General features: G+C 51.8%; 24 protein-coding genes. 4 read left to right on the top strand and 20 right to left on the bottom strand.

Features of this window, described 5'->3' with window-relative positions; translation table 11 throughout:
* Positions 1–5: 5 nt before the first annotated feature.
* The 4 genes from hutH to M4I36_RS08335 form a co-directional block, all read right to left on the bottom strand.
* On the bottom strand, positions 6–1,511 hold the full coding sequence (hutH, locus tag M4I36_RS08350) for a histidine ammonia-lyase (RefSeq protein WP_258111283.1): 1,506 nt from the start codon (positions 1,509–1,511) through the stop codon (positions 6–8).
* 170 nt (positions 1,512–1,681) lie between these two features.
* Complete coding sequence (locus M4I36_RS08345) at positions 1,682–2,092, bottom strand: hypothetical protein (protein WP_258111282.1); 411 nt, start codon at positions 2,090–2,092, stop codon at positions 1,682–1,684.
* A 154-nt stretch (positions 2,093–2,246) separates the two neighbouring features.
* Positions 2,247–4,346: a S9 family peptidase gene (locus M4I36_RS08340; RefSeq protein ID WP_258111281.1), complete on the bottom strand. Its 2,100-nt coding sequence runs from the start codon at positions 4,344–4,346 to the stop codon at positions 2,247–2,249.
* Positions 4,346–4,687 (bottom strand): hypothetical protein, encoded by a 342-nt coding sequence (locus M4I36_RS08335; RefSeq protein ID WP_258111280.1) that lies wholly within the window; start codon positions 4,685–4,687, stop codon positions 4,346–4,348. The genes M4I36_RS08340 and M4I36_RS08335 overlap by 1 nt, the downstream gene beginning before the upstream one ends.
* 267 nt (positions 4,688–4,954) lie before the next feature.
* Here M4I36_RS08335 and M4I36_RS08330 point away from each other — a divergent pair, with 267 nt between their 5' ends.
* Positions 4,955–5,101 (top strand): hypothetical protein, encoded by a 147-nt coding sequence (locus M4I36_RS08330; protein ID WP_258111279.1) that lies wholly within the window; start codon positions 4,955–4,957, stop codon positions 5,099–5,101.
* Between the two features lie 261 nt (positions 5,102–5,362).
* On the opposite strand, the gene M4I36_RS08325 is transcribed toward M4I36_RS08330, so the two are convergent.
* From M4I36_RS08325 to M4I36_RS08315, 3 genes are read right to left on the bottom strand one after another with little or no spacing between them, the layout of a single operon-like run.
* Positions 5,363–6,340, bottom strand: a complete 978-nt coding sequence (locus tag M4I36_RS08325; protein ID WP_258111278.1) for an electron transfer flavoprotein subunit alpha/FixB family protein — start codon at positions 6,338–6,340, stop codon at positions 5,363–5,365.
* Between the two features lie 33 nt (positions 6,341–6,373).
* A complete protein-coding gene (locus M4I36_RS08320) occupies positions 6,374–7,144 on the bottom strand; it encodes an electron transfer flavoprotein subunit beta/FixA family protein (protein ID WP_258111277.1) in 771 nt (256 codons plus the stop codon).
* Entirely contained in the window at positions 7,110–7,808 is a 699-nt protein-coding gene (locus M4I36_RS08315; RefSeq protein WP_258111276.1) for a fatty acid metabolism transcriptional regulator FadR, read from the bottom strand. Before M4I36_RS08315 ends, M4I36_RS08320 begins: the two co-directional genes overlap by 35 nt.
* Positions 7,809–7,980: 172 nt before the next feature.
* Here M4I36_RS08315 and M4I36_RS08310 point away from each other — a divergent pair, with 172 nt between their 5' ends.
* On the top strand, positions 7,981–8,277 hold the full coding sequence (locus tag M4I36_RS08310) for a hypothetical protein (RefSeq protein ID WP_258111275.1): 297 nt from the start codon (positions 7,981–7,983) through the stop codon (positions 8,275–8,277).
* Between the two features lie 32 nt (positions 8,278–8,309).
* Here M4I36_RS08310 and M4I36_RS08305 read toward each other — a convergent pair whose 3' ends face one another.
* From M4I36_RS08305 to M4I36_RS08250, 12 genes are all read right to left on the bottom strand, one after another.
* The gene (locus M4I36_RS08305; RefSeq protein WP_258111274.1) at positions 8,310–8,795 is read right to left on the bottom strand and encodes an RrF2 family transcriptional regulator; all 486 of its coding nucleotides are present in this window, start codon (positions 8,793–8,795) and stop codon (positions 8,310–8,312) included.
* Between the two features lie 24 nt (positions 8,796–8,819).
* Positions 8,820–9,128 (bottom strand): non-heme iron oxygenase ferredoxin subunit, encoded by a 309-nt coding sequence (locus tag M4I36_RS08300; RefSeq protein ID WP_258111273.1) that lies wholly within the window; start codon positions 9,126–9,128, stop codon positions 8,820–8,822.
* A gap of 29 nt (positions 9,129–9,157) precedes the next feature.
* Positions 9,158–10,561 (bottom strand): Fe-S cluster assembly protein SufB, encoded by a 1,404-nt coding sequence (gene sufB / locus M4I36_RS08295; RefSeq protein ID WP_258111528.1) that lies wholly within the window; start codon positions 10,559–10,561, stop codon positions 9,158–9,160.
* An 82-nt stretch (positions 10,562–10,643) separates the two neighbouring features.
* Complete coding sequence (gene sufU / locus M4I36_RS08290) at positions 10,644–11,084, bottom strand: Fe-S cluster assembly sulfur transfer protein SufU (RefSeq protein WP_258111272.1); 441 nt, start codon at positions 11,082–11,084, stop codon at positions 10,644–10,646.
* Positions 11,071–12,303 carry a cysteine desulfurase gene (locus M4I36_RS08285; RefSeq protein WP_258111271.1) on the bottom strand — a complete coding sequence of 411 codons (1,233 nt, stop codon included), beginning with the start codon at positions 12,301–12,303 and terminating at the stop codon, positions 11,071–11,073. Before M4I36_RS08285 ends, sufU begins: the two co-directional genes overlap by 14 nt.
* Entirely contained in the window at positions 12,300–13,577 is a 1,278-nt protein-coding gene (locus M4I36_RS08280; protein ID WP_258111270.1) for a SufB/SufD family protein, read from the bottom strand. The genes M4I36_RS08285 and M4I36_RS08280 overlap by 4 nt, the downstream gene beginning before the upstream one ends.
* A 12-nt stretch (positions 13,578–13,589) precedes the next feature.
* Entirely contained in the window at positions 13,590–14,375 is a 786-nt protein-coding gene (sufC, locus tag M4I36_RS08275) for a Fe-S cluster assembly ATPase SufC (protein WP_258111269.1), read from the bottom strand.
* 334 nt (positions 14,376–14,709) lie between these two features.
* Positions 14,710–15,018 (bottom strand): metal-sulfur cluster assembly factor, encoded by a 309-nt coding sequence (locus M4I36_RS08270; RefSeq protein ID WP_258111268.1) that lies wholly within the window; start codon positions 15,016–15,018, stop codon positions 14,710–14,712.
* Between the two features lie 13 nt (positions 15,019–15,031).
* On the bottom strand, positions 15,032–16,150 hold the full coding sequence (gene ald / locus M4I36_RS08265; RefSeq protein ID WP_258111267.1) for an alanine dehydrogenase: 1,119 nt from the start codon (positions 16,148–16,150) through the stop codon (positions 15,032–15,034).
* Between the two features lie 159 nt (positions 16,151–16,309).
* Positions 16,310–16,585 carry a hypothetical protein gene (locus tag M4I36_RS08260; protein WP_258111266.1) on the bottom strand — a complete coding sequence of 92 codons (276 nt, stop codon included), beginning with the start codon at positions 16,583–16,585 and terminating at the stop codon, positions 16,310–16,312.
* Between the two features lie 91 nt (positions 16,586–16,676).
* Positions 16,677–17,732 carry a hypothetical protein gene (locus tag M4I36_RS08255; protein ID WP_258111265.1) on the bottom strand — a complete coding sequence of 352 codons (1,056 nt, stop codon included), beginning with the start codon at positions 17,730–17,732 and terminating at the stop codon, positions 16,677–16,679.
* Positions 17,716–18,282, bottom strand: coding sequence for a sigma-70 family RNA polymerase sigma factor (locus tag M4I36_RS08250; protein WP_258111264.1), 567 nt, complete (start codon positions 18,280–18,282; stop codon positions 17,716–17,718). The genes M4I36_RS08255 and M4I36_RS08250 overlap by 17 nt, the downstream gene beginning before the upstream one ends.
* A gap of 184 nt (positions 18,283–18,466) precedes the next feature.
* Here M4I36_RS08250 and M4I36_RS08245 point away from each other — a divergent pair, with 184 nt between their 5' ends.
* Both M4I36_RS08245 and M4I36_RS08240 read left to right on the top strand, forming a co-directional pair.
* Positions 18,467–19,561, top strand: a complete 1,095-nt coding sequence (locus M4I36_RS08245) for a quinone-dependent dihydroorotate dehydrogenase (RefSeq protein ID WP_258111263.1) — start codon at positions 18,467–18,469, stop codon at positions 19,559–19,561.
* A gap of 49 nt (positions 19,562–19,610) precedes the next feature.
* Positions 19,611–20,219, top strand: a complete 609-nt coding sequence (locus M4I36_RS08240; RefSeq protein WP_258111262.1) for a superoxide dismutase — start codon at positions 19,611–19,613, stop codon at positions 20,217–20,219.
* A 132-nt stretch (positions 20,220–20,351) separates the two neighbouring features.
* On the opposite strand, the gene panD is transcribed toward M4I36_RS08240, so the two are convergent.
* Entirely contained in the window at positions 20,352–20,765 is a 414-nt protein-coding gene (gene panD / locus M4I36_RS08235; protein ID WP_258111261.1) for an aspartate 1-decarboxylase, read from the bottom strand.
* Between the last annotated feature and the right edge of the window lie 396 nt (positions 20,766–21,161).

Raw genomic sequence — 21,161 nt, 5'->3', positions numbered from 1 at the left:
GGAGCTTAGAGCATCCATTCTGGGGTAGTCTGCAAGATTTCGGCGGCTAAGGTTTCTAACTCGTCACTCAAGGAGACATCGGCAACCGTTGGCGGTACGATGGAACGGACCCATTCCAGTGCCTGACGCGTTGCCAATGCCATTTGAGATTCTGCACCTTGCAACGCGATGGCTTGGGACGCAGCCGCCAACTCAATGGCCACCACGCGGGCCGTATTGCCGACCATTTGTCGAACTTGACGGGCCGCGATGGTCCCCATGGAGACATGGTCTTCCTGATTGGCGGAAGACGGAATGGAATCTACCGACGCAGGATGAGCCAGCACCTTGTTTTCCGAAACAAGAGCAGCCGCCACGTACTGGACAATCATGAGACCGGATTCGAGGCCTGCATTTTTCGCTAGAAAAGGAGCAAGGCCGGATAGTTGTGGGTTGACAAGCCGTTCCGTCCGGCGTTCGGAAATACTCGCCCACTCCGCGACTGCGAGTTTCAAAAAGTCAAAAGAAAGGGCCATGGGTTGACCATGAAAATGTCCGCCGGACAAGACCCGGCCATCTTCCAGCACAATCGGATTGTCGGTTACCGCGTTCATCTCGATGGTCACTTGCTTCTGCACGTAATCCCACGCCTGCCAACTGGCGCCATGCACTTGTGGAGCACAGCGAATCGAGTATGCGTCTTGGACGCGAACCTCACCTTGCCGGGTAATCCGCGTGCTGCCGTCCAAATAGCGGAGTACACGCTCCGCCACAACCCCCTGGTGAAGGTGCGGGCGCGTAGCGTGAAGATTGGGTAAGAATGCATCCCCAATCGAACAGAGAGCCTCCATGGTCAAGCTCAGCGCAGCATCCGCAAACCGCCCCACGCGCTCAGCCTCGAGTGTCGCTAGCGCACCGACCGACGTCATGGCCTGTGTACCATTTATGAGCGCCAAGCCCTCTTTCGCGCCAAGGCGTACAGGCGTGAGCCCCGCTTTTTGTAAAGCAGCCCCACCAGGCATGATTTCCCCGGAAAACTCCGCGCGCCCCTCCCCAATCAAGACCAAAGCCATGTGAGCCAAAGGAGCGAGATCGCCCGATGCTCCAAGCGAACCCTGACTCGGAATGACTGGATGGACGCCGCGATTGAGACATGCCTGCAAAAGCTGCAAGGTCTCTTTGCGAATGCCCGAAAACCCTTTGACCAACGCATTCAGTCTCAAGGCCAGCAACGCGCGAACCGCATCGCGCGGAAGCGGCGCACCTACGCCCATCGCATGCGAACGCAGCAAATTGATTTGCAGTGAAGCTACTTGATTGGCAGGAATGGGCACGTCAGCAAGCTTCCCGAATCCGGTCGTCACGCCATATACAACATCTCCTGCCGCTATCCTCTGTTCGATCCGTTCGCGACTCACTTCCACTCGCCGCCAAGTATCTTCCGTGATTTCGACAGGAATATCTTGCCGAGCAATCTTCTCCAAATCAGACAATGTGAGTGACTCACCATTCAAAACAATTGCGGATTTCATGGAAACGACCTCCTTCTATCTCTCCCACGCTATTGCTTTACCATGAGAAAGGGCGACCCAGCGGGCCGCCCTTTGTTTTGATTGCTACTCTATTTGGATGAAATGTCCATAAGGATTGCAATCGTCTCATTCCTCCATCTCGTGCTAACCATACTATCTAGCATGGACCATTATGACTTGAAATAGCGCCAATCCAACTTTGAATCTCCAAGCATATCCGCAAACGACGCCTCTTCGTCCTCCACCGGATCAAACAATTCCGCAAATGACGCATCCGGTTGTTCGGACAACTTCTCTGCTGCCGACTTAGCGGTGCGCGGCTTCGGGGACTCTGCCCGGCGCGTGGAGTCAACCTGCTTGGTACTTGGCGCTTCATGCTGTTCCATGGACGTTTTCAATGCTTTCAATCGCTGTAAGGCATTGGCGTGAAGAAACTCTTCCACTCGTGCATTTTGCTCCGGGACAACCTCCGCCTTTGGCTTGGCGGCCGTCTCTCGTTGCATTCGGTCCATCGCGTAATCTGGCTTGTCTTCGAGGATGCCCTCTCGACTAGAGCGCCTTGCTCGGTTCTTTTTGCTCACGCTCCGTCCCTCCACACACCAGCTTTTGGTACACCTCGCGGCGACGTATCCACCATCAGGATGCTCTCATCTTAACGCAATTGAGCGCATTCTGCACGCTTCAGCAAAAGCCTACGTTGTTTGAGCTGCACGGGCGCACAAGCCAAGCTCTACTCTAATCCGGAAGACGAGCGTCGATGAATTCAAACAACGCCTTTAGCCGGGCGAAGCGCAAAGAGGGTTTACCAGACCTCGACAAGTCGTGATTGGCATTGGGGATGCGAAGCAATTCTACGTCGCGCGACAACCGCTTCAATACGGAATAAAACTGCTCGGCCTGTTCAATGGGGCAACGATAATCCTGTTCCGAATGAAGCAGGAGCAGTGGTGTGCGCACCGCTTCTGCATAGGCTAGAGGCGACTGTTTCCATAGCTTCTCGACATCTGCCGGCACGGCCCCGCCAATTTCCAGTTCCGTAAAGAAGGGCCCTATATCGCTGACACCGTAGAATGAGACAAAATTGCTGATGGAGCGCTGTGAGACGGCAGCAAAGAAGCGGTCTGTGTGGCCAACCAGCCAATTGGTCATAAATCCACCATAGCTTCCTCCGGTCACTGCCACTCGTTGCTCATCCAGTTGTCGATACTTTTCGAGTGCCGCATCTAGGCCCGCCAACACATCCAGAGAATCTTTTTGCCCATACTCGCCGCAAACGGAGTGCGCAAATTCCTGCCCATACCCTACGCTACCTCGGGGATTCACAAAGACAACGGCATACCCTTGTGCCGCGATGTACTGAAATTCGTGAAAAAACGAGTAACCGTAGCCCAGGTGCGGTCCGCCATGTACTTCAAGTACGACTGGCACTTTGCCCGATTTCAATTTGGACTGCGTGGTTGGCAACATGACAAACCCTTGCATTCTCCAACCATCGATTGACGTGTACCAAAACGGCTCGACATTAGCCACTTGATGGCCTTCTAACCACTCATTGTGCACGTCTAAGCGGCGCTCCGTCGTCGGAAACGGCGGGCAAGGATGTTCATGCATGGGCTCTTTCAACGCACGCTCTGGAAACACCTCAACGCTTTGAGACAGGACGGCCATGGCTAAACGCCCCGGCTGACCAAAATCTGTATAGCAGTAGACTGCAGTATCTTTGCCGTCGTAGTCAAAGCCGTAAATTTCGCGGTCTCCTCCGGCCACTCGCTCCGGCTGATGAGCACCCACTTGCCAACGGATGATTTCGGTCCGCCCTTCACGCGTAGCGAGTACCAAGAGACTCTGTCCATCCTTCGACCAGAGTGGCCCCGGCGTATGTTCATGCGCGCGCATATCACTCATCCCAGCATTCCCAAGTGTATCTGGAAAATGCTCGGTCACATGAATCAGCGACGACGACTCTAGGTTGTACAAATACAGTTGCAGGTGACTAGCGTTCCCAAACTTCTTTTGGTCTCCAAAGAGCGCCAAATGTTTTCCATCGGGAGACACGCTCACTTGCGATACGTCCACTTCGTTCGTGACAAGGGTTAATTCACCCCCTGCCGCCGGAAGGCGATACAGGTCAGACCACAACTCCAACTCAGCATGTTGGCGTCGATTCGAAGGAATGTAGATGGTTTCTCCATCCGGAGACATGGCTGGTTCTCCAACATGGTATGGCCCATCTGTCAACTGTTCGACGGCGCCCGTTTCGACATGAATCCGCACTAACTGGCGATAGACATCAGGCAGTAACCCCGTTCCATCCGCCTTGTAATAGAGTCTGCGAAAGCGCTTGGGACCGTCCATCCACGCTTTGTCCCTATCTTCTATTTTCTTGACGGCATCTGCAGCGGACCAGTCGTCCTCCCACTGCTCCACCGTTTTTCCCTCAGGCACTGCCACAGTGCCGTAAATCCACTTCCCCGACGGGTGAAACAGCAAATTCGAGACAGGCCGACAAAGGCGCGTCAGGCGCCTTGCCTCCCCGCCCATTCGCGGCATCAGCCAGACTTGTGACCCACCTTCACGATTGGATAGAAATGCTATGTTTTTGCCTAGCGGATCGAACACGGGTGATGCGTTTTGTGTGCCCACATGCGTCCACTGTTTTATCTCACCACTTTCTACGTGCACTGCATGTAAGTGCCTGACGTATCCATCAGCTGCCAGGTCGCCCGTCGTCACCTCGTAGACAACCGTTAAACCATCTGGAGAAATTTTCGGATTCGCCGGCAACTCAAAACGGACCATATCTGTCACATCTAGAGCCTTTTTTGCGAAACTCATCAGTCAGACCCTCCTTCTGACGGCAGACGTCCGTCTTGTTGAAATCGACCAAGAACTTCCTTTTCGTTACTGACCAACTGCGGTGTAGCCAAAAGAAATTCGCGCAAGACCCGCTCTTCTGCTTGGTCATTCCAATCTCGGGGCGTGTCCAGTTCAGGCAGCGGCGCCAGTTTTCGGTCATACAGCAAAGTCCACTCTTCCGCCCCTTGCAGCAAGCTCCGTTGCAAGACCTGCATACGAACTCCTCGGTCTTGTTCGCGCTCCGAATCTACGTCCACGTACATGTACATCTCATAGTCGTCCCACTGGTGCGTCCAATCGAGCGGATCGAACCGTGTCAAGTGGTTATCCTCCTCATCGCAAAAGTCAGTGCCTCGATACTCGGGCGATGGTCTTTTGCAAGATGCAATGGACTCAATGCAACTCATTATAGAAGTGTCGGAGAGTTGGGTCAAAGAGCGATGAACCCGGAGCCCAAGTCTTTGCCACGATGCGTGCGTCCCAGAAAGCAATCTGGTACAATAGGCTTGAAAATTCGCGGCGTTGGACCGCGAGACCAGGAAAACAGGTCGACGACCGGAGCGCTATGGTTTGGAGGAGGTTGAAACATGCGGCGTTTCTTTGAAATTTTATTTGTCATCGCCATTATCATTGTCGGAATTGAGACGTTTCGGCCGCAAGCTCCATACCCATATAACGCAAGCAATGGATATGTGGCTGGAGTGGTCTCAACGGTATTCACCCCATCTCACTAGGCTTCCCTCAGAAAGTGCAGACACCTTGAAGTTCATCGAGCACAAACACCACCCAAAAAGACAGCGGCGCGACGGAGCCCCTGTCTTTTTGGGCGGCTGGTCCATCCATGACTTGTGGACGATCCGCTACAACAAAAACAGGCAGAGTGCGACATCTCTCTGCCTACCAATCTCTGCCTACCAATCTCTGCCTACCAATCGAGCATCCGCCTTACAGCGGTCATTTTCATTTCATGAGACATCCAAGCGCTACGTCACAGGTTACGCCAATGCTTTCTTCAACTCGCTCGTCAACATCGGTACTACGTCAAACAAATCGCCCACAATGCCATAGTCGGCTACTTGGAAAATCGGGGCTTCCGGGTCTTTATTGATGGCGACGATGACCTTGGAAGAAGACATTCCCGCCAAGTGTTGAATAGCCCCGGAAATACCGCACGCGATATACAAGTCGGGAGTGACTACTTTCCCTGTCTGCCCAATTTGCATCGAGTAGTCGCAGTATCCAGCATCGCACGCTCCGCGCGAAGCTCCAACAGCAGCTCCGAGCGTCTCTGCTAACTCTTTGAGCGGAGCAAACCCTTCCGCACTCTTGACTCCCCGGCCGCCAGAAACAATGATTTTCGCTTCGGTCAAATCGACACCGACGGAAGCCTTTTGGATGATTTCCTTGACCATGGTCGCCAAGTCTTGTGTCTCAAACGCAACGGACAAGGTTTCGACAGTTCCCGGTTTTCCTGCTTTATCCGCTAATGCTGCAATGTTATTGGGACGAATGGTGGCAACCACGACGTCACTCTTTACCTGAACCCGGGTAAACGCCTTGCCTGCATATATGGGTCTTGTAAAGAAGAGCGCTGCACCATCCACTTCCACCTGAATGGCGTCCGATACCTGACCGGCTCCAAGCCGCTGGCTGACAAGCGGCGCAAGGTCCTTTCCAATGGCCGAATGAGACATGAAAATGACATTCGGTGAAAATTGGCGATAAGCCTCCATGAACGCCTTGCGATACGCAGTGGGCGTATACTTTTCTAACTCTGGAGCATCGACCACAAAAACTTTGTCTGCCCCGGCATCGCCCGCTCCGACTGCTAAATCCTGCACTCCATGTCCGAGAAGCAGCAGTAGGACTTCCCCGCCCTCTGCAATGTGATTGGCGGCACCGAGCATCTCGTACGTTACATTGCGCAATTTTCCATGACGAATGTCCGCAAGAACCAGAACTTTACGACTCACCTTCATCACCCTCCAAACATCACACTGTGTATGTTAACCAATGACTTTGTCGACACTTTTTAACGATTGAACTAATTCTGCGACTTGTGCAGCGAGATCTCCCTGAAGAATTTTGCCTCCGGTCTTCGGTTCAGGTAAGAACGTGCTGACAATAGCACTTTTAGCTCCAATCGACGACTTATCGAGCCCCAAATCTGCCAAAGTGACATGCGTCAGAGGTTTTTTGCCTGCCTTGCGTATACCAATCAACGACGGGTAGCGTGGGTCGTTCAATCCCTGCTGGGCTGTGACCAAGACTGGCAATTTGGCCGTCACCACTTCTTCATCACCTTCGGCGTCCCGATGCCCTACAACTTCGTCGCCGTTGACCTCTAATTGGGTTAAAGTAGAAATATGAGCGATGGACAGCTCTTCAGCCAATCGGACGGCTACTTGGCCAGACCCGTCGTCGACCGCCTGGTTGCCTGCCAAAATTAAATCATAGTTGCCTTGACGTGCGATGGCAGCCAAGACTTTCGCCGCCGTATACTCATCGCCGAACAGCTCTGGGTCGTCTGCTAAAATAGCTTCGTCAGCTCCCATAGCCAATGCGGTGCGAAGTGCTTCTTCACTCCGAGATGGTCCCAATGAGACAACAACAACTTCTGCGTCATTCGCCTCTTTAATCCGGATAGCCTCTTCTATGGCATACTCATCATACGGATTGATGACGAAACGAACGCCGTCTTCTTTGATTTGCCCATTCTCTACTTGAATCTTTTCTTCCGTGTCAAACGTCTGTTTCATGAGTACTAGAATCTTCATGGCTCAAACTCCCTTCTGACATCGCGTTTTCCTCTGCATTCACGGCCACTAATCCGTGCAGAAGCACATCCACAACATCATCCACCTGACTGACGAGTGAATACTTACTTCCGGTCAAAACCCACGCCGTAACCGTCTCGTCCATGGTTCCAAAAATCATACGGCGAGCAATCCGTCTGTCCATTTTCGAACGAAACTTTCCTTCCTGCATTCCTGCCACTATCAATTCGTCCACAACACTATAAAATGGTTTCATGATATCTCCAATTTCGCGGCGAATGTTAGCGTCCACTTGTCGAAGATAGACCTGTGTCACCATCGCCAACGCCGGATTGTCCCCGAGATCTGCAAAATAAACGCGTATCAACGCCGCCAATTTGTCATCCGTCGTCTGACACGCTGCAAGTTGTCGAGAACATTCCTGCACAACACGGCCAATGGCCATGCGTAAAATGGAGACCAGAATGTCTTCTTTGTTCTTGAAATAGAGATAGACAGTACCATCAGCAACGCCTGCCGCGCGTGCAATTCGAGAAATCTGAGCCCCATGATAGCCGTACTGAGACATAACTTCAACCGCGGCCCTCAAAATTGCAACGTGCTTCGCATCATCTCGTTCCTTAGCGATGGCCCTCCCTCCCACAATGAATGAATAGTCATTCACCGTGACAAGCGTACCGCAGGTTGCTACCGTCTGTCAACCTCCACGAGGAATCTTCTATTGCGACATGGCAACATGCATTGCCTTCTTACTCCAGTTGGCGATGCTGCGGATTGTCGGTATACTAAATGGAGAATCCTATTCGAACGACGCGCGAAGGGAAGGTAACTTCATCATGGAAGCAACACATTCCTCGGAAGACTGGAGTCAAGCACACATTCAGGTCAATGACCAATTGAATCACTTGCTCCATGGAATGAGGGACTATGGGTACAATCCAAGCCTTCATATCTCCTATGACAAAGAGGAACATCATCTTCAGGTCGATCCAGTGGTTATCAGCAAGCACAGCGACTTAAAACGCATTTACTTAGAGTATTTGGAAGCCTGTAAAGCTCGGGACGCCGCAGTTCATCGCATACAGTCGTTGCCCAAATTGGATTTGGGATTTAGCGACCCGTCCGAAGTCTAAACAAAAAAGCGAACGCGGGCGCCAACCAGTTCTCAGGCTGGAGCTCCGCGTTCATATTCTGACTCACGTGTCGTCGATTCTGCGGCGACCCATGAAGCAGCGGGTTGTTCTAACACATCCGCTAAAGTGAGACTGTCCAAGGCCGAAATGACCGCCTCCATGACGCGCACCCAGACTCCTCGTGTATGACAGCCGGAAAAGAGGTCGCAGGAGTCAGACAGGTCAATTCCTTCCTCGGACACACACGCCATCGGCGACAGCGACCCTTCCAAGACACGCACGAGCGACCCAATGGATATCTCTGTCGCAGGCCGACTGAGCAAATATCCCCCACTAGCTCCCCGGACACTCTGTACAAAATCCGCACGCCGCAACTGTGCCACAATTTGGTCCAAAAACTGCTCTGGAATGCCCTCTTCTTCTGCGATGAGCGACAGCGGCACTGGCGCACTTCCCTGATGCAAAGCCAGTGCGACCATCGCGCGCAAACCGTACTCTGTTCGTTTCGATACTTTCAACGCGATCTCCCCCATTCAGGGACGTCAATCCACGTCCACGTAAACCATCCCGTCACGTATCTCCACCGGAAACGTCTGTAGCGGAATGACACACGGAAATGCCACTGCCGCTCCCGTACGAACGTCGAATTTGCCACCGTGCTTCGGGCAAGCCACAATGCATCCGTCGAGCCGCCCGCGCGACAACTGCTCAGACGCGTGGGTGCACACATCGGACGTGGCATAAACACCGTCCGATGTGTGATAAATCGCCACATCCTCCAGACCTACTTCAACATGCTGCATCGTACCTTCAGGAATGTCTTCCAACTTCGCGATTTTTTCCATTGCCATGAGTGAACATGAACCTCCTGACAGAAAACTCAACCAATGGAGCCTTCCATTTCAAACTTGATCAAGCGATTCATCTCGACGGCGTATTCCATCGGCAGCTCTCGTGTGAATGGCTCGATAAAGCCCATCACAATCATTCTTGTCGCTTCTTCTTCCGACAGACCTCGGCTCATCAGGTAGAACAGTTGCTCTTCGCTCACCTTAGAGACGGAAGCTTCGTGCTCCAAGGTGACATCCGCATTCATGATTTCGTTATAGGGAATTGTGTCTGACGTCGAATCATCATCCAGAATCAGCGTGTCGCACTTGATATTCGCCTTGCTTCCTAATGCATTCGGGGCAAACGACGCCAGACCCCGATACGTGGTCTTACCACCATGCTTGGAAATCGATTTCGAGACAATCGTCGATGTTGTGTTCGGGGCATTGTGAACCACTTTTGCTCCGGCATCCTGATGTTGTCCACGTCCGCCTACCGCGATGGACAGCACCATCGCCTTTGCGCCTTCTCCGACCATATAAACCGACGGATATTTCATGGTCAATTTCGATCCGATATTACCATCGACCCACTCCATCGTGGCATCGCGATGTGCGACGGCTCGTTTGGTCACGAGGTTATAGATGTTAGGAGCCCAGTTTTGAATAGTCGTGTAGCGGCAACGGGCTCGGTCTTTGACAATGATCTCGACCACCGCGCTGTGCAACGAATTGGTACTGTAGACTGGCGCAGTACACCCTTCCACATAGTGGACGAATGAGTCGTCGTCGGCGATGATGAGCGTTCTCTCAAACTGACCCATGTTCTCCGAGTTGATTCGGAAATACGCTTGCAACGGAACTTCGCAGCGCACTCCCTTCGGCACGTAGATGAAACTCCCGCCACTCCATACAGCTGAATTTAATGCTGCAAATTTGTTGTCTTCAGGCGGGATGACCGTGCCAAAATACTGCTTGAAAATTTCCGGATGTTCACGCAAAGCAGTATCGGTATCCGAAAAAATGACGCCCAGTTCTTCTAAATCTTTTCGCATCGAGTGGTACACTACCTCTGATTCATATTGAGCAGACACGCCAGCCAGAAACTTCTGCTCCGCCTCAGGAATCCCCAGACGATCAAACGTATTTTTGATTTCGAGAGGCACTTCGTCCCATGTCTTGCCTTGACCTTCCGATGGTTTAACGTAATACGTGATGTCATTGAAATCGAGCTGAGACAGATCGCCACCCCAGCGAGGCATGCCTTTTTCGAAAAACAGTTCAAGAGAGCGCAAGCGAAAATCGGTCATCCAACCAGGCTCATTCTTCATCATAGAGATTTCCTCTACGGTCTTTTTACTCAATCCCTTTTGGAATTTGACAATCGAGACGTCCTTATCGCGAAACCCATATTGATATTCTTCCATTTCCGGTAGAGCTTTTGCCACGACCATCAACCTCCTCGGAGTGTCCCTCCAACCATTCGAAAAACCACGCTCTAGCAAACTTCTACCTTCTGTATCATCGACGACGACTTCACGAAGAGTGATTCGATGCGTCTACATTTCGACTGGCTCGCTCCAGTGCTTGCCAAGCGAGTGTGGCACACTTAATTCGCGCGGGAAATTTCGAAACACCCTGAAGCGCTTCTAAATCTCCAAGTTCCTCCGTGTCAACAGACTCTCCGCGCATCATGGCGCGAAACTTCTCGGCGAGCACAATCGCTTCCTCGACAGTTTTGCCTTGAATCGCTTCCGACATCATGGATGCCGAAGCCATGGAGATAGAGCAACCACTGCCCTTGAATCGCACATCCGTCACCACATCGTCTTGCACGACCATCTGTAGAGTAATTTCATCGCCGCAAGACGGATTTCGTAAGTCGACAGAGAGCGCTCCATCCTCCAGTTCTCCTTGATTGCGAGGATGTTGATAGTGGTCCATAATGACTTGCCGATACAACTCATCCAATTGCATGGGCAAAAAACTCCTTTGCAGACTGCAGACTCGCCACTAACGCGTCGATATCAGACTCTGTGTTGTAAAAGTAGAAACTTGCACGCGCAGTGGACGGAACGCCTAAATGTCTCATCAGCGGCTGTGCGCAGTGATGTCCAGCGCGAATGGCAATCCCTTCAGAATCTAAGACGGTAGACACGTCATGCGGATGAATGCCTTTAAGATTGAATGTCACAAGACCTGCTCGAGTCTCTCCAAGAGATGGTCCATATATCTCCAATCCGTCGACAACTGAAAGTTTTTCCATAGCGTAAGACGCTAACTGGAGGTCATGCTCATGGATGGCCTCCATTCCGACTTGATGTAAATAGTCGATGGCCACCCCCAGTCCAATTGCTCCAGCGATAATCGGGGTGCCCCCCTCAAACTTCCAAGGCGTTTCCTTCCACGTGGACTCTTGCAGTTCCACGATGTCGATCATTTCGCCGCCAAAGTATGTCGGCTCCATCGCATCAAGCCACGTGCGTTTCCCGTATAAGACCCCAACTCCTGTTGGACCACACATCTTGTGCCCGGAGAACGCTAGAAAGTCACAGTCCAAATCCTTGACATCCACTGGCATATGCGGAACACTCTGAGCCCCATCGACCACCACCAACGCGCCAACCTCATGGGCCAACCGCGCAATGTCTCGAACCGGGTGAATGGTACCCAGAACATTCGAGACGTGTTGAATAGCTACCAGTTTCGTTTTAGAGGACAGGGTCGCACGAACGTCGTCTAAATCCAGTACCCCGCTCTTGTCCATAGGGAGATATGTCAAAGTAGCTCCAGTCACGCGAGCTACTTGTTGCCAAGGAACCAAATTACTATGATGCTCTGCGACGGTCAGAACGATTTCATCGCCCGCATGCAACTGATGTCGAGCAAATCCGTATGCCACCATGTTGATCGACTCTGTCGTGCCGCGAGTGAAGACAATTTGCTCTGGACTTTCGGCACCGATAAAATCGGCAACTTTCTCGCGCGCCTGCTCGTACGCCTCTGTCGCACGGCTACCAAGCGTATGCACACCGCGATGGACATTCGCATTATCGGTCTCATAGTACCGTTGCAACGCCTTCAAGACACTGACCGGCTTCTGAGAAGTGGCCGCACTGTCCAAATAAACCAGTGGATGACCGTTAATCTCTTGCTCTAAGATTGGGAAATCACGTTTCAGTTCAAGAGGGTTCATCCCACCAACCCCTTTTCAACGCGACCCACCAGCAAGTCCCGAAGTGCTTCTGGAGCTGGCATTTCAGCCACGGTTTGCTCCAAGTATCCCCAGATAATCATTTTCAACGCCTGCTTCTCGGGAATACCTCGAGACATCAGATAATACACCTGAATGGGGTCAATTTTCCCTACACTCGCCGCGTGTCCACAACGCTTGACATCATTCTCGTCAATCAAGAGCATGGGGATAGCATCAGCACGGGCAGAACTATCCAAAACAATCATTCGGTCATGTTGCTCACTTCCTGCATCGACCGCACCTTTGACAATCTCTGTACAAGAGCGGAACACGGCATTGGAACGCCCCCGTAACACGCCGTGCATCACAATATCACTTTCAGTCGACCTTCCTTGATGGACCATCTTCGCAGTCAAATCATGATGCATACGTCCAACGGAAGTCCCAAGAATGCGCATCGTCGACCGCGCACCAGCTCCCTTGAGAACCGTCTGCAGCGAAGACCAGGCAAAACCATCGCCAGTCGATGCGAAAACCCAATCGACGCTCGCGTCCTTGTCCACGACAGCTCGGCGTTCATGGAAATGTGCGGGTCCATCGAGAATTTCGTCCACAATGCCTATCTTCCAATGAGCATCTGCTTTTGCAATCACTTCCACAACAGACGTTGTTGCTTCCTTCGAAGGCGTTCCCGGAGCTCGAAAAAACACTTCAGTTACTGCTCCAGAGGACTGAACATCTCCAACTACCAGTGTTCTTGGATACGCTCCTGCATGCACCGACGTCTGCGCCCGAATGATGACGACCGGACGGTCTAAGACTACGTGTTCAGGCACATATAGGAAGACTCCTCCACGAAAAGCTGCAGCGTTCATCGCCGCCCACTTAGATTCCGTATGAGAGACGGCCGAAAAGAGGTGTTTTTGCACTATTTTTTCGTGCTTAGAGGCACACGCATGCAAATCCCCAAAGATGACCCCCGCTTCCAACACTTCCACGGGAGCGTCCACAAACTGTAGAACTCCATCTACAACCAAAGCCTTTGGCCCGTCCAACTGGTCATACAGAGCTTTCGCTGCTTCGTGAACCCTTGCCTCTGGCCCGTCCAGCCAGTCAAAGCCACGCCGACGCAGATCCGTTTTTTCAAGCCAAGGAATTTCAGCCGACTGAAAGAACTGAAGAGCCTCTTCCCGCAAACCAGAGAGCCATCCTGGTTCACCTAATTTCCCCGACAACGCACGTCCAGCGAAAGTATCCATCATCTGCTCTGCCACGTTCCGCCCTCCTCAGATGCCGACCTCAACAGTTTCGTCTTCAATACCCAACTCTGCCTTGAGGCCATCGTAACCGTGGGCTTCCAAATACTCAGCCAATTCTCTTCCGCCAGACTTGACGATTCTTCCTTGCATCATCACGTGAACGTGGTCTGGTACGATGTAATTCAACAACCGCTGATAGTGCGTGATGATGAGAAAGCCCGTTTCCGGAGACCGCAAGGTATTGACCCCTTCCGCGACAATTTTCAGGGCATCAATATCCAATCCTGAATCGATTTCATCCAGAATCGCTACTTTCGGCTCCAACATGCTCATCTGAAGAATCTCGTTGCGTTTCTTTTCTCCGCCAGAAAAGCCCTCATTCAAGTAGCGGTCTGCAAAGCTTTCGTCCACGTTCAATTTTTTCATTCGGTCTTGCAGTTGACGGTGGAATTTCAACACAGGCATCTCATGCCCTTCACCAAGCTTTGCATTGAGTGCTTGCCGCATAAAATTGGCATTGGATACGCCTGAAACTTCTGCAGGATACTGCATCGCCAAGAACAAACCAGCGCGCGCCCGCTCGTCTACAGACATATCCAATACATTTTCACCGTTCAACAGAACTTGCCCGCGCACGACTTCATATCTAGGATGCCCCATCAAAGCCGAGGCCAACGTGCTCTTTCCAGTCCCGTTCGGTCCCATAATCGCGTGGATTTCGCCACCACAAATCGTCAAGTCCAATCCCTTGACAATCTCCTTACCATCAATGGCAACATGGAGACCTTGAATCTCCAGTTTGAGTTCCGACATTTTCATCCACCTTCCAAAGTCGTGGCGTTCTTCGGTCATGGAGAACTGCAAATCTGAAGCTCTCCCTCTATCGCCGCTTATTGTTGACTAATTTAGTCATGATTCATTCTTACTCTAACACATTTTGTGAAGAAATCAAATGTAGCGAGGTCCCGTTCGAGAAATTGGATTTCGCCCAAAACAACTGCCTCGCACTGCAGGCGAGAGCTGTCCTTCCTATCTCAGACAGAGACAGGCGCTACTCTCAAACTCGAGTAGCGCCTGTCCGTGCGTATCTTGTCCGATGTTAAAAACCCGGCACGCTTGATGTCCAGACAATGGACCTTCGAAACCGTTAGAATAGATACTTAAACACCAGTTTCGCTTCGTCTGACATCATCTCTTTGTCCCAAGGTGGGTCAAAGGTCAGCTCAATTTCGACCTCTTCGACTCCTTCTAGAGACAAGACCGTGTCTTCGATTTGCTCTTTCAACTCATCGTACGCGGGGCAGCCCATGGCAGTCAATGTCATGGTCACCTTAACCTTGCGCCCATCTTCCAACACATCAACTCCGTACACCATACCTAAGTTGACGATGTCGATTTGAATTTCCGGATCGAGCACATCCATTAGCATACCGCGCACGATTTCTTCGGTAACCACGCTCATTCTCCTCTCAGGATACAAGTTTCTCCAAAGGCGTATAGGGCAATTGAAGTGAGTTTGCAACTGCTCCGTAAGTCACGTGACCCTGGTACACGTTGACTCCCTTCGCGAGGGCAGCATTTTGACGAATGGCCGACTCCGTACCCAGTGACGCGAGCTGGACAGCGTATGGCATGGTGACGTTGGTGAGAGCCAAAGTGGAAGTGCGCGGCACAGCACCCGGCATATTCGCGACAGAATAATGCAAGACCCCGTACTTTTCATAGACGGGATTGTCATGGGTCGTAATGCGGTCGATGGTTTCAATACTTCCACCCTGGTCAATCGCCACATCGACGATGACACTCCCCGCATTCATTCCTTGCACCATCTGTGCGCTGACCAACTTGGGCGCACGCGAACCCGGAATTAAGACAGACCCAACCAACAAGTCGCATCCTTCAATTTGAGCCCGCAGATTATAAGCATTGGACATCACGGTCCGCAGGCGACCAGCAAAAACGTCATCTAAATAGCGCAGGCGGGACAAATTGGTATCGAGTATCGTCACAGAAGCACCGAGTCCGAGCGCCATTCGGGCAGCATTCGTTCCGACGATCCCGCCACCCACCACGACAACTCGCGACGGAGGCACCCCCGGTACGCCGCCGAGCAACTCTCCACGACCTCCATGGGCCTTTTCAAGAAAATGGGCACCAATCTGAATGGACATCCGTCCAGCCACTTCACTCATCGGCGTGAGCAACGGCAAGCTCCCATCCGGTAGTTGCACGGTCTCATAGGCGATAGCGATGCAACCGCTTTCCAGCAATGCTTTGGTGAGTTCAGGCTCCGGCGCCAAATGGAGATAAGTAAAAAGTGTCAAGTCTGAGCGGAAATACGAATACTCCTCTGGAAGTGGCTCTTTGACTTTCATCACCATTGAAGCCTGTCCCCACGCATCCGCAGCCGTCGGCACGATGGATGCACCAGCCTCCCGGTAGTCATCATCCGCAAAGCCACTACCTTCACCAGCGGTCGACTGAATCACAACCTGATGGCCTGCACTGACCAGCGCGTGCACTCCCGCTGGAGTGATGGCCACGCGATTTTCATTGTTTTTAATCTCTTTCGGGACGCCTACAATCACTTGCCCTAATCCCCCTTTTGCTGTGCTCTGACAGACTGAGCCAGCTTGCGACTTCAGTGTAAATCAGCCATCCCCCGAAACGCAATCTAAGGCCTTTGATCTCGCCAGAGTCATGGGATGATGGCTCCATTAAAGGGGATAGCTCCATTGAAGAGGTTCTTATTCGTTTTTCAAAACGATACGCTTGATCACCCGGCGCTTTGGTTCAACGGCACGTACTCCGCAGGTGTCTTCAGACTGTCGTTGCTCAATCATTGCCTGAATGCGCTTGACATCACTCGGAGAAATGCGCCACAAGCGGACTCCTTCTCCGAAGGAAAACGACTCTGCAGTGAGTTCTCCACGGTCAGAAAGTGTATCGACTGCCCATCGCACATCATCGACTGAACAATGCAACATCGTCGCTAACTCCGCCAAACTAAACCTCGTGGTCACGCAGGCACCTCCGCTCGTTCATGTTTTACTTTGTTCATCTTCGGCTGTTTTTTCACCAAACCCTCAGAAGAAAGAACACGCGCTGGCGTGACTACGGCGTTTGAATCACGACGACATGCGGAACCATGCTGAAATAATCGGAGGACTTGCCACCAATGACGTGAAAAGAAACTTCTAACGATTGGTGCGGCGCGATGCTTGTTGCTACAGGACTGTAGATATTGTCCATGAACCGTTCCGTCTTGTCAGATACGAACGACGTGCCCGGCTCGTTCGAGAACCAGATGAGAGCAACCAAGTGAGACAACGGGACTGAAGACGAAGAGTCGTTTTGCAACATCACATCGACCGTAACTGCCTGACCGACTGCCACGGCCTCGCCTGGATGGACAAACACATTCGTAGCACGAACATCAGTACCCCGCCACACAACGGGTGCCGTGGCACTAGATGTCAAGCGAGCTTGGTAAAAGACCAGATGGGGAGATTGAATGAGTGCGCCGGACGCATTGGCTGGCGCGCCAACTGGATGAAATGACCAAGTCACTGTAGCGCCTGGCGCGATAACTCGAGGCCCGTTCACGAAACTCATAAAATCGTCGTGAGTCAATCCAGAATTAGCGCCAGAAAAGGATAGGACGCCAAAGACATCGTGCCGTGTTAGGGTCTCCGCCGAAGTGTTGGTGACCGACGCGAAGACAACGGATCCACTAGGCCAACCATTCGATGCGCCCGTCCATAGCCGATTGACCCGCAAGGCGGAAGGAATCAGACCGAAGGGTGGCCGCAGAGGAGCCTGCATCAAGCCATTGCTTGCCGTAGACGAAGCCATCGAGGAAGAAGCAGGCCCCACCTTCTCGACTCCTGTTTTTGAGGTGTGACTCCAGATAGCACCTGCGACTACCAGCACCACGGCCACGGCGATACCGCTCGAAATCAAAGTTCTTGTCCGCTGCCACCATCGCCGCGAACGCGCCTCCGACGGACGATGGGTTGACTTTTTTTCGGAATGATCCCGCTTCATAGTGCTTTCCAACTGAGCTTTTGCCTGCTCCAAAATTTTAGCCTTTAATGTTTCCGGGAAAGGAACGTCTGCTGCATCCGCAAACAGAGACTTGAGTTTCTCCTCATCAGTATTCCGTTCCATCCCAAACACCTTCTTTCACCAATTCCTCTTTCAACAAGATACGTGCCCGGTGTAATCGCGTCCGTACGGAAGGTTCGCTGATTGCCAAGATATCCGCAATTTGCTGACTACTCAGTTCCCGTTGATAATACAACACCAGTACTTCTCGATATTTCATCGGTATTTTCTTTATCGTTTTCCACAACTCATCTTTCATCAAACGAGCGACTGTCTCTGACTCTACCTCATGAGAACTTTGTCGTTGCAGCAATTCCACATCCTGTGTGGTTTCATGTCGCACTTTCGCCGACCTAAGAAAGTCGCGGCAAGAATTAGCGGTAATCGCCAAGAGCCAAGTCCGTGGCGAACTTTCGTTGCGAAAATTATCCATTGCCGACAGTGCTTTCAAAAATACCTCTTGAGCAATATCTTCAGACTGATGATAATCATGCAGATATGAGTAAGCAAAGCGGATGACGTCGGAACCATAAAGCTCCATCCACTCTTCTAACTGCTGCAGCATATTCTCTTGCATGGAGTCGAGATGGTTGCGCATGGGCGCTGAATTCACCCTTTCGGCCACCCGCCTCACCAAAGTAGACGGAGAAGAGACCCGGAATGTGACAAGAATTTCGCAAGGTAATTCAAACCAGTCCTAGTCTACCCGGTTTTCCTACAATACGTAAAGGATGCTAAACTGTCGCCAAAGGCAGTGATGGCCAGATTGGCCAGTCGGCGTGGAGGTTGACTACCGAATGTACAAATTAGCTCGAGGTCTCCTGTTTCGCTTAGATGCAGAACTGGCCCACCACCTCACACTGGGCGTCTTAACGCGATTTCCAGCCGCTGCAGGTTTGATGGCCAAACCCGTACCTGAGTCGAAGCGATTGCAAACAACGCTTCACCACTTGCAATTTCCACACCCTATCGGTCTAGCTGCTGGCTTGGACAAAGACGGCGTTGCGCTCCAAGGGCTAGCCCGCTGCGGATTTTCATTCATTGAAGTCGGTACGGTGACGCCAAGGCCTCAGCCGGGCAATCCAACTCCGCGACTGTTTCGGTTGAAGGAGGATGAAGCCCTCATTAATCGAATGGGATTCAACAATCGTGGAGCCAACGAACTTCAGCGGCGATTGCGAGACCGGCCTCTCCGAATACCCATTGGCGTCAACCTCGGAAAAAACAAGGACACCCCCAATGCGCTGGCAGTGGACGATTACATTCATGGCGTCGAGATGTTCGCAGGCGTGGCGGACTATCTCGTCATCAATGTGTCTTCCCCGAATACGCCGCTCCTGCGCGACTTACAGTCCGAAGCGGAGTTAATTCCATTGGTCCAATCCGTCGTGGCGGCGCGAAACAAAGCTTGCCAACAACGGCCGACGGCTCCGCCCGTTTTGGTCAAAATTGCGCCGGACTTAAGCGATGACGCCATTCCGGCTCTAGCTTATGCCTTAGCAGAAGCGGGTTGCCAGGGGTTTATTGCAACGAATACAACCATCACTCGAAACGGGCTGATAAGCGAATGGAAGGCAGAATCCGGAGGACTCAGCGGACGCCCACTGCGCGCGCGCTCGACAGACGTCATCAGACTCATCCATCAATCCATCGAAGGCCGACTGCCCATTATCGGCAGTGGCGGTGTATTCAGTGCAAGCGATGCCTATGAAAAAATAAAGGCAGGATGTACGTTGGTTGAAATCTATACAGCCTTTATCTACAAAGGGCCTGCACTGATAGCAAAAATGGTCGAGGAATTGGACAAGTTGCTCGCGAAAGACGGCTTTGAGCGAATGAGCGATGCCGTTGGCAGCGAATCGAACATGGAAAAGAAGAGTGGGTTAAGGTAAACTAGGGTAGTACGCAAATAATCTGTCGCACTACATAGGAGGGATTGGCATGACTCATCAACTACCGCCGCTTCCATATGCGTTTAACGCATTGGAACCGCACATTGATGCAATGACCATGGAAATCCATCATGACCGACATCACGGTACTTACGTCAACAATTTAAATGCTGCACTGGAAGGCCACGCAGATCTTCAGGCAAAAAGTCTACACGATTTGATTTCCAACCTGCATGCCGTGCCAGAGAATATCCGCACTGCGGTACGTAACAATGGTGGTGGACATGCAAACCACAGCATGTTCTGGGAGACCCTCAGTCCAACGGGCGGCGGCCAGCCAAGCGGTCCGATTGCGGATGCCATTCATTCGACGTTCGGGTCTTACGAGAAATTCCAAGAAGAATTCACCAAAGCCGCGACGACTCGATTTGGCAGCGGCTGGGCTTGGTTGGTCATGGATGGCGGCAAGCTCTCCATCATGAGCACAGCGAACCAAGACAATCCTCTGATGGAAGGTAAAAAGCCTATACTTGGTCTTGATGTGTGGGAGCATGCCTACTACCTCAAGTATCAAAACAAGCGCCCAGACTACATCAAGGCGTTCTGGAACCTCATCAATTGGGCGGAAGTTAACAAATTGTACGAAGCTGCGAAGTAAAATTCCGCAAATACAACGCAGACAGATGGCGGCACGTGGGTTGTTAACAAACAGCCACGTGCCGCTCGATTTTTTGTATAAAGAGCATCTGGACGAAGACAAAGTGACCTAGGTCGGAGATGACAAACTACTTCAATCTCGGTATTTCCCTGCAGTCGCTAAGGCTCGGTTCATCTCATGAGTCTCAGTTCCATCTGCGTCGACAATCTCGTTGCGTTCATTGACAAGAACAACCACTGGCCGATGAACATGCGCTTCGGCCTCTGTCATTTGCGCATAAGACATTAAAATCACAATATCTCCTGGCTGCACGAGACGAGCAGCGGCTCCATTCAGTTCAATCGCTCGACTGCCGCGGACACCTTTCAGAACATACGTCTCAAAACGCTCCCCATTGTTGCAGTTGACGACTTGAATTCGTTCATGTTCCAGCAAATCCGCGGCGTCCATCAGGTCTTCATCAATGGTGATACTACCCACGTAATTTAAATTAGCGCCCGTGACGGTCGCTCGATGAATTTTCGATTTCAACATAGTTCGTTCCATATGGACGCGCCTCCCCTGACGATTATACAACGTTTTGAGCGATCCGCTGAATGTCGAATTGTGGTAACCTAAAGACAAGCACACGACGGTGCGGATGCATCCGACGAACTACCTCCAACATGCCAAAGGGGCGCAACCTCATGCCAGATAAATCTTTTTCGAACACCCTTCGTTTCATCCGCAAAGTACTGCCCGCAACCGCATCTCTCTTGACGTCTTGCGGCATTTTATACGGCGCTTATTCGGTCTATCATAGGAACGATACACCATCCTTACCACCCTCGCCAACCACCGCACTTCCGAATACCGGGGCTGTAAGCCCAATGCTGTCAACTTAGGATGGTATGAATTGGTGTTCCCTCTGGTTATTCGAAATCTGGGTCCACAGAGTGGGGC

Source organism: Alicyclobacillus sp. SP_1, assembly GCF_024706985.1.
Taxonomy (GTDB): domain Bacteria; phylum Bacillota; class Bacilli; order Alicyclobacillales; family Alicyclobacillaceae; genus Alicyclobacillus_I.
The sequence above is the reverse complement of the archived record's forward strand: the minus strand, read 5'-3'. Positions and strand labels throughout refer to the sequence as shown.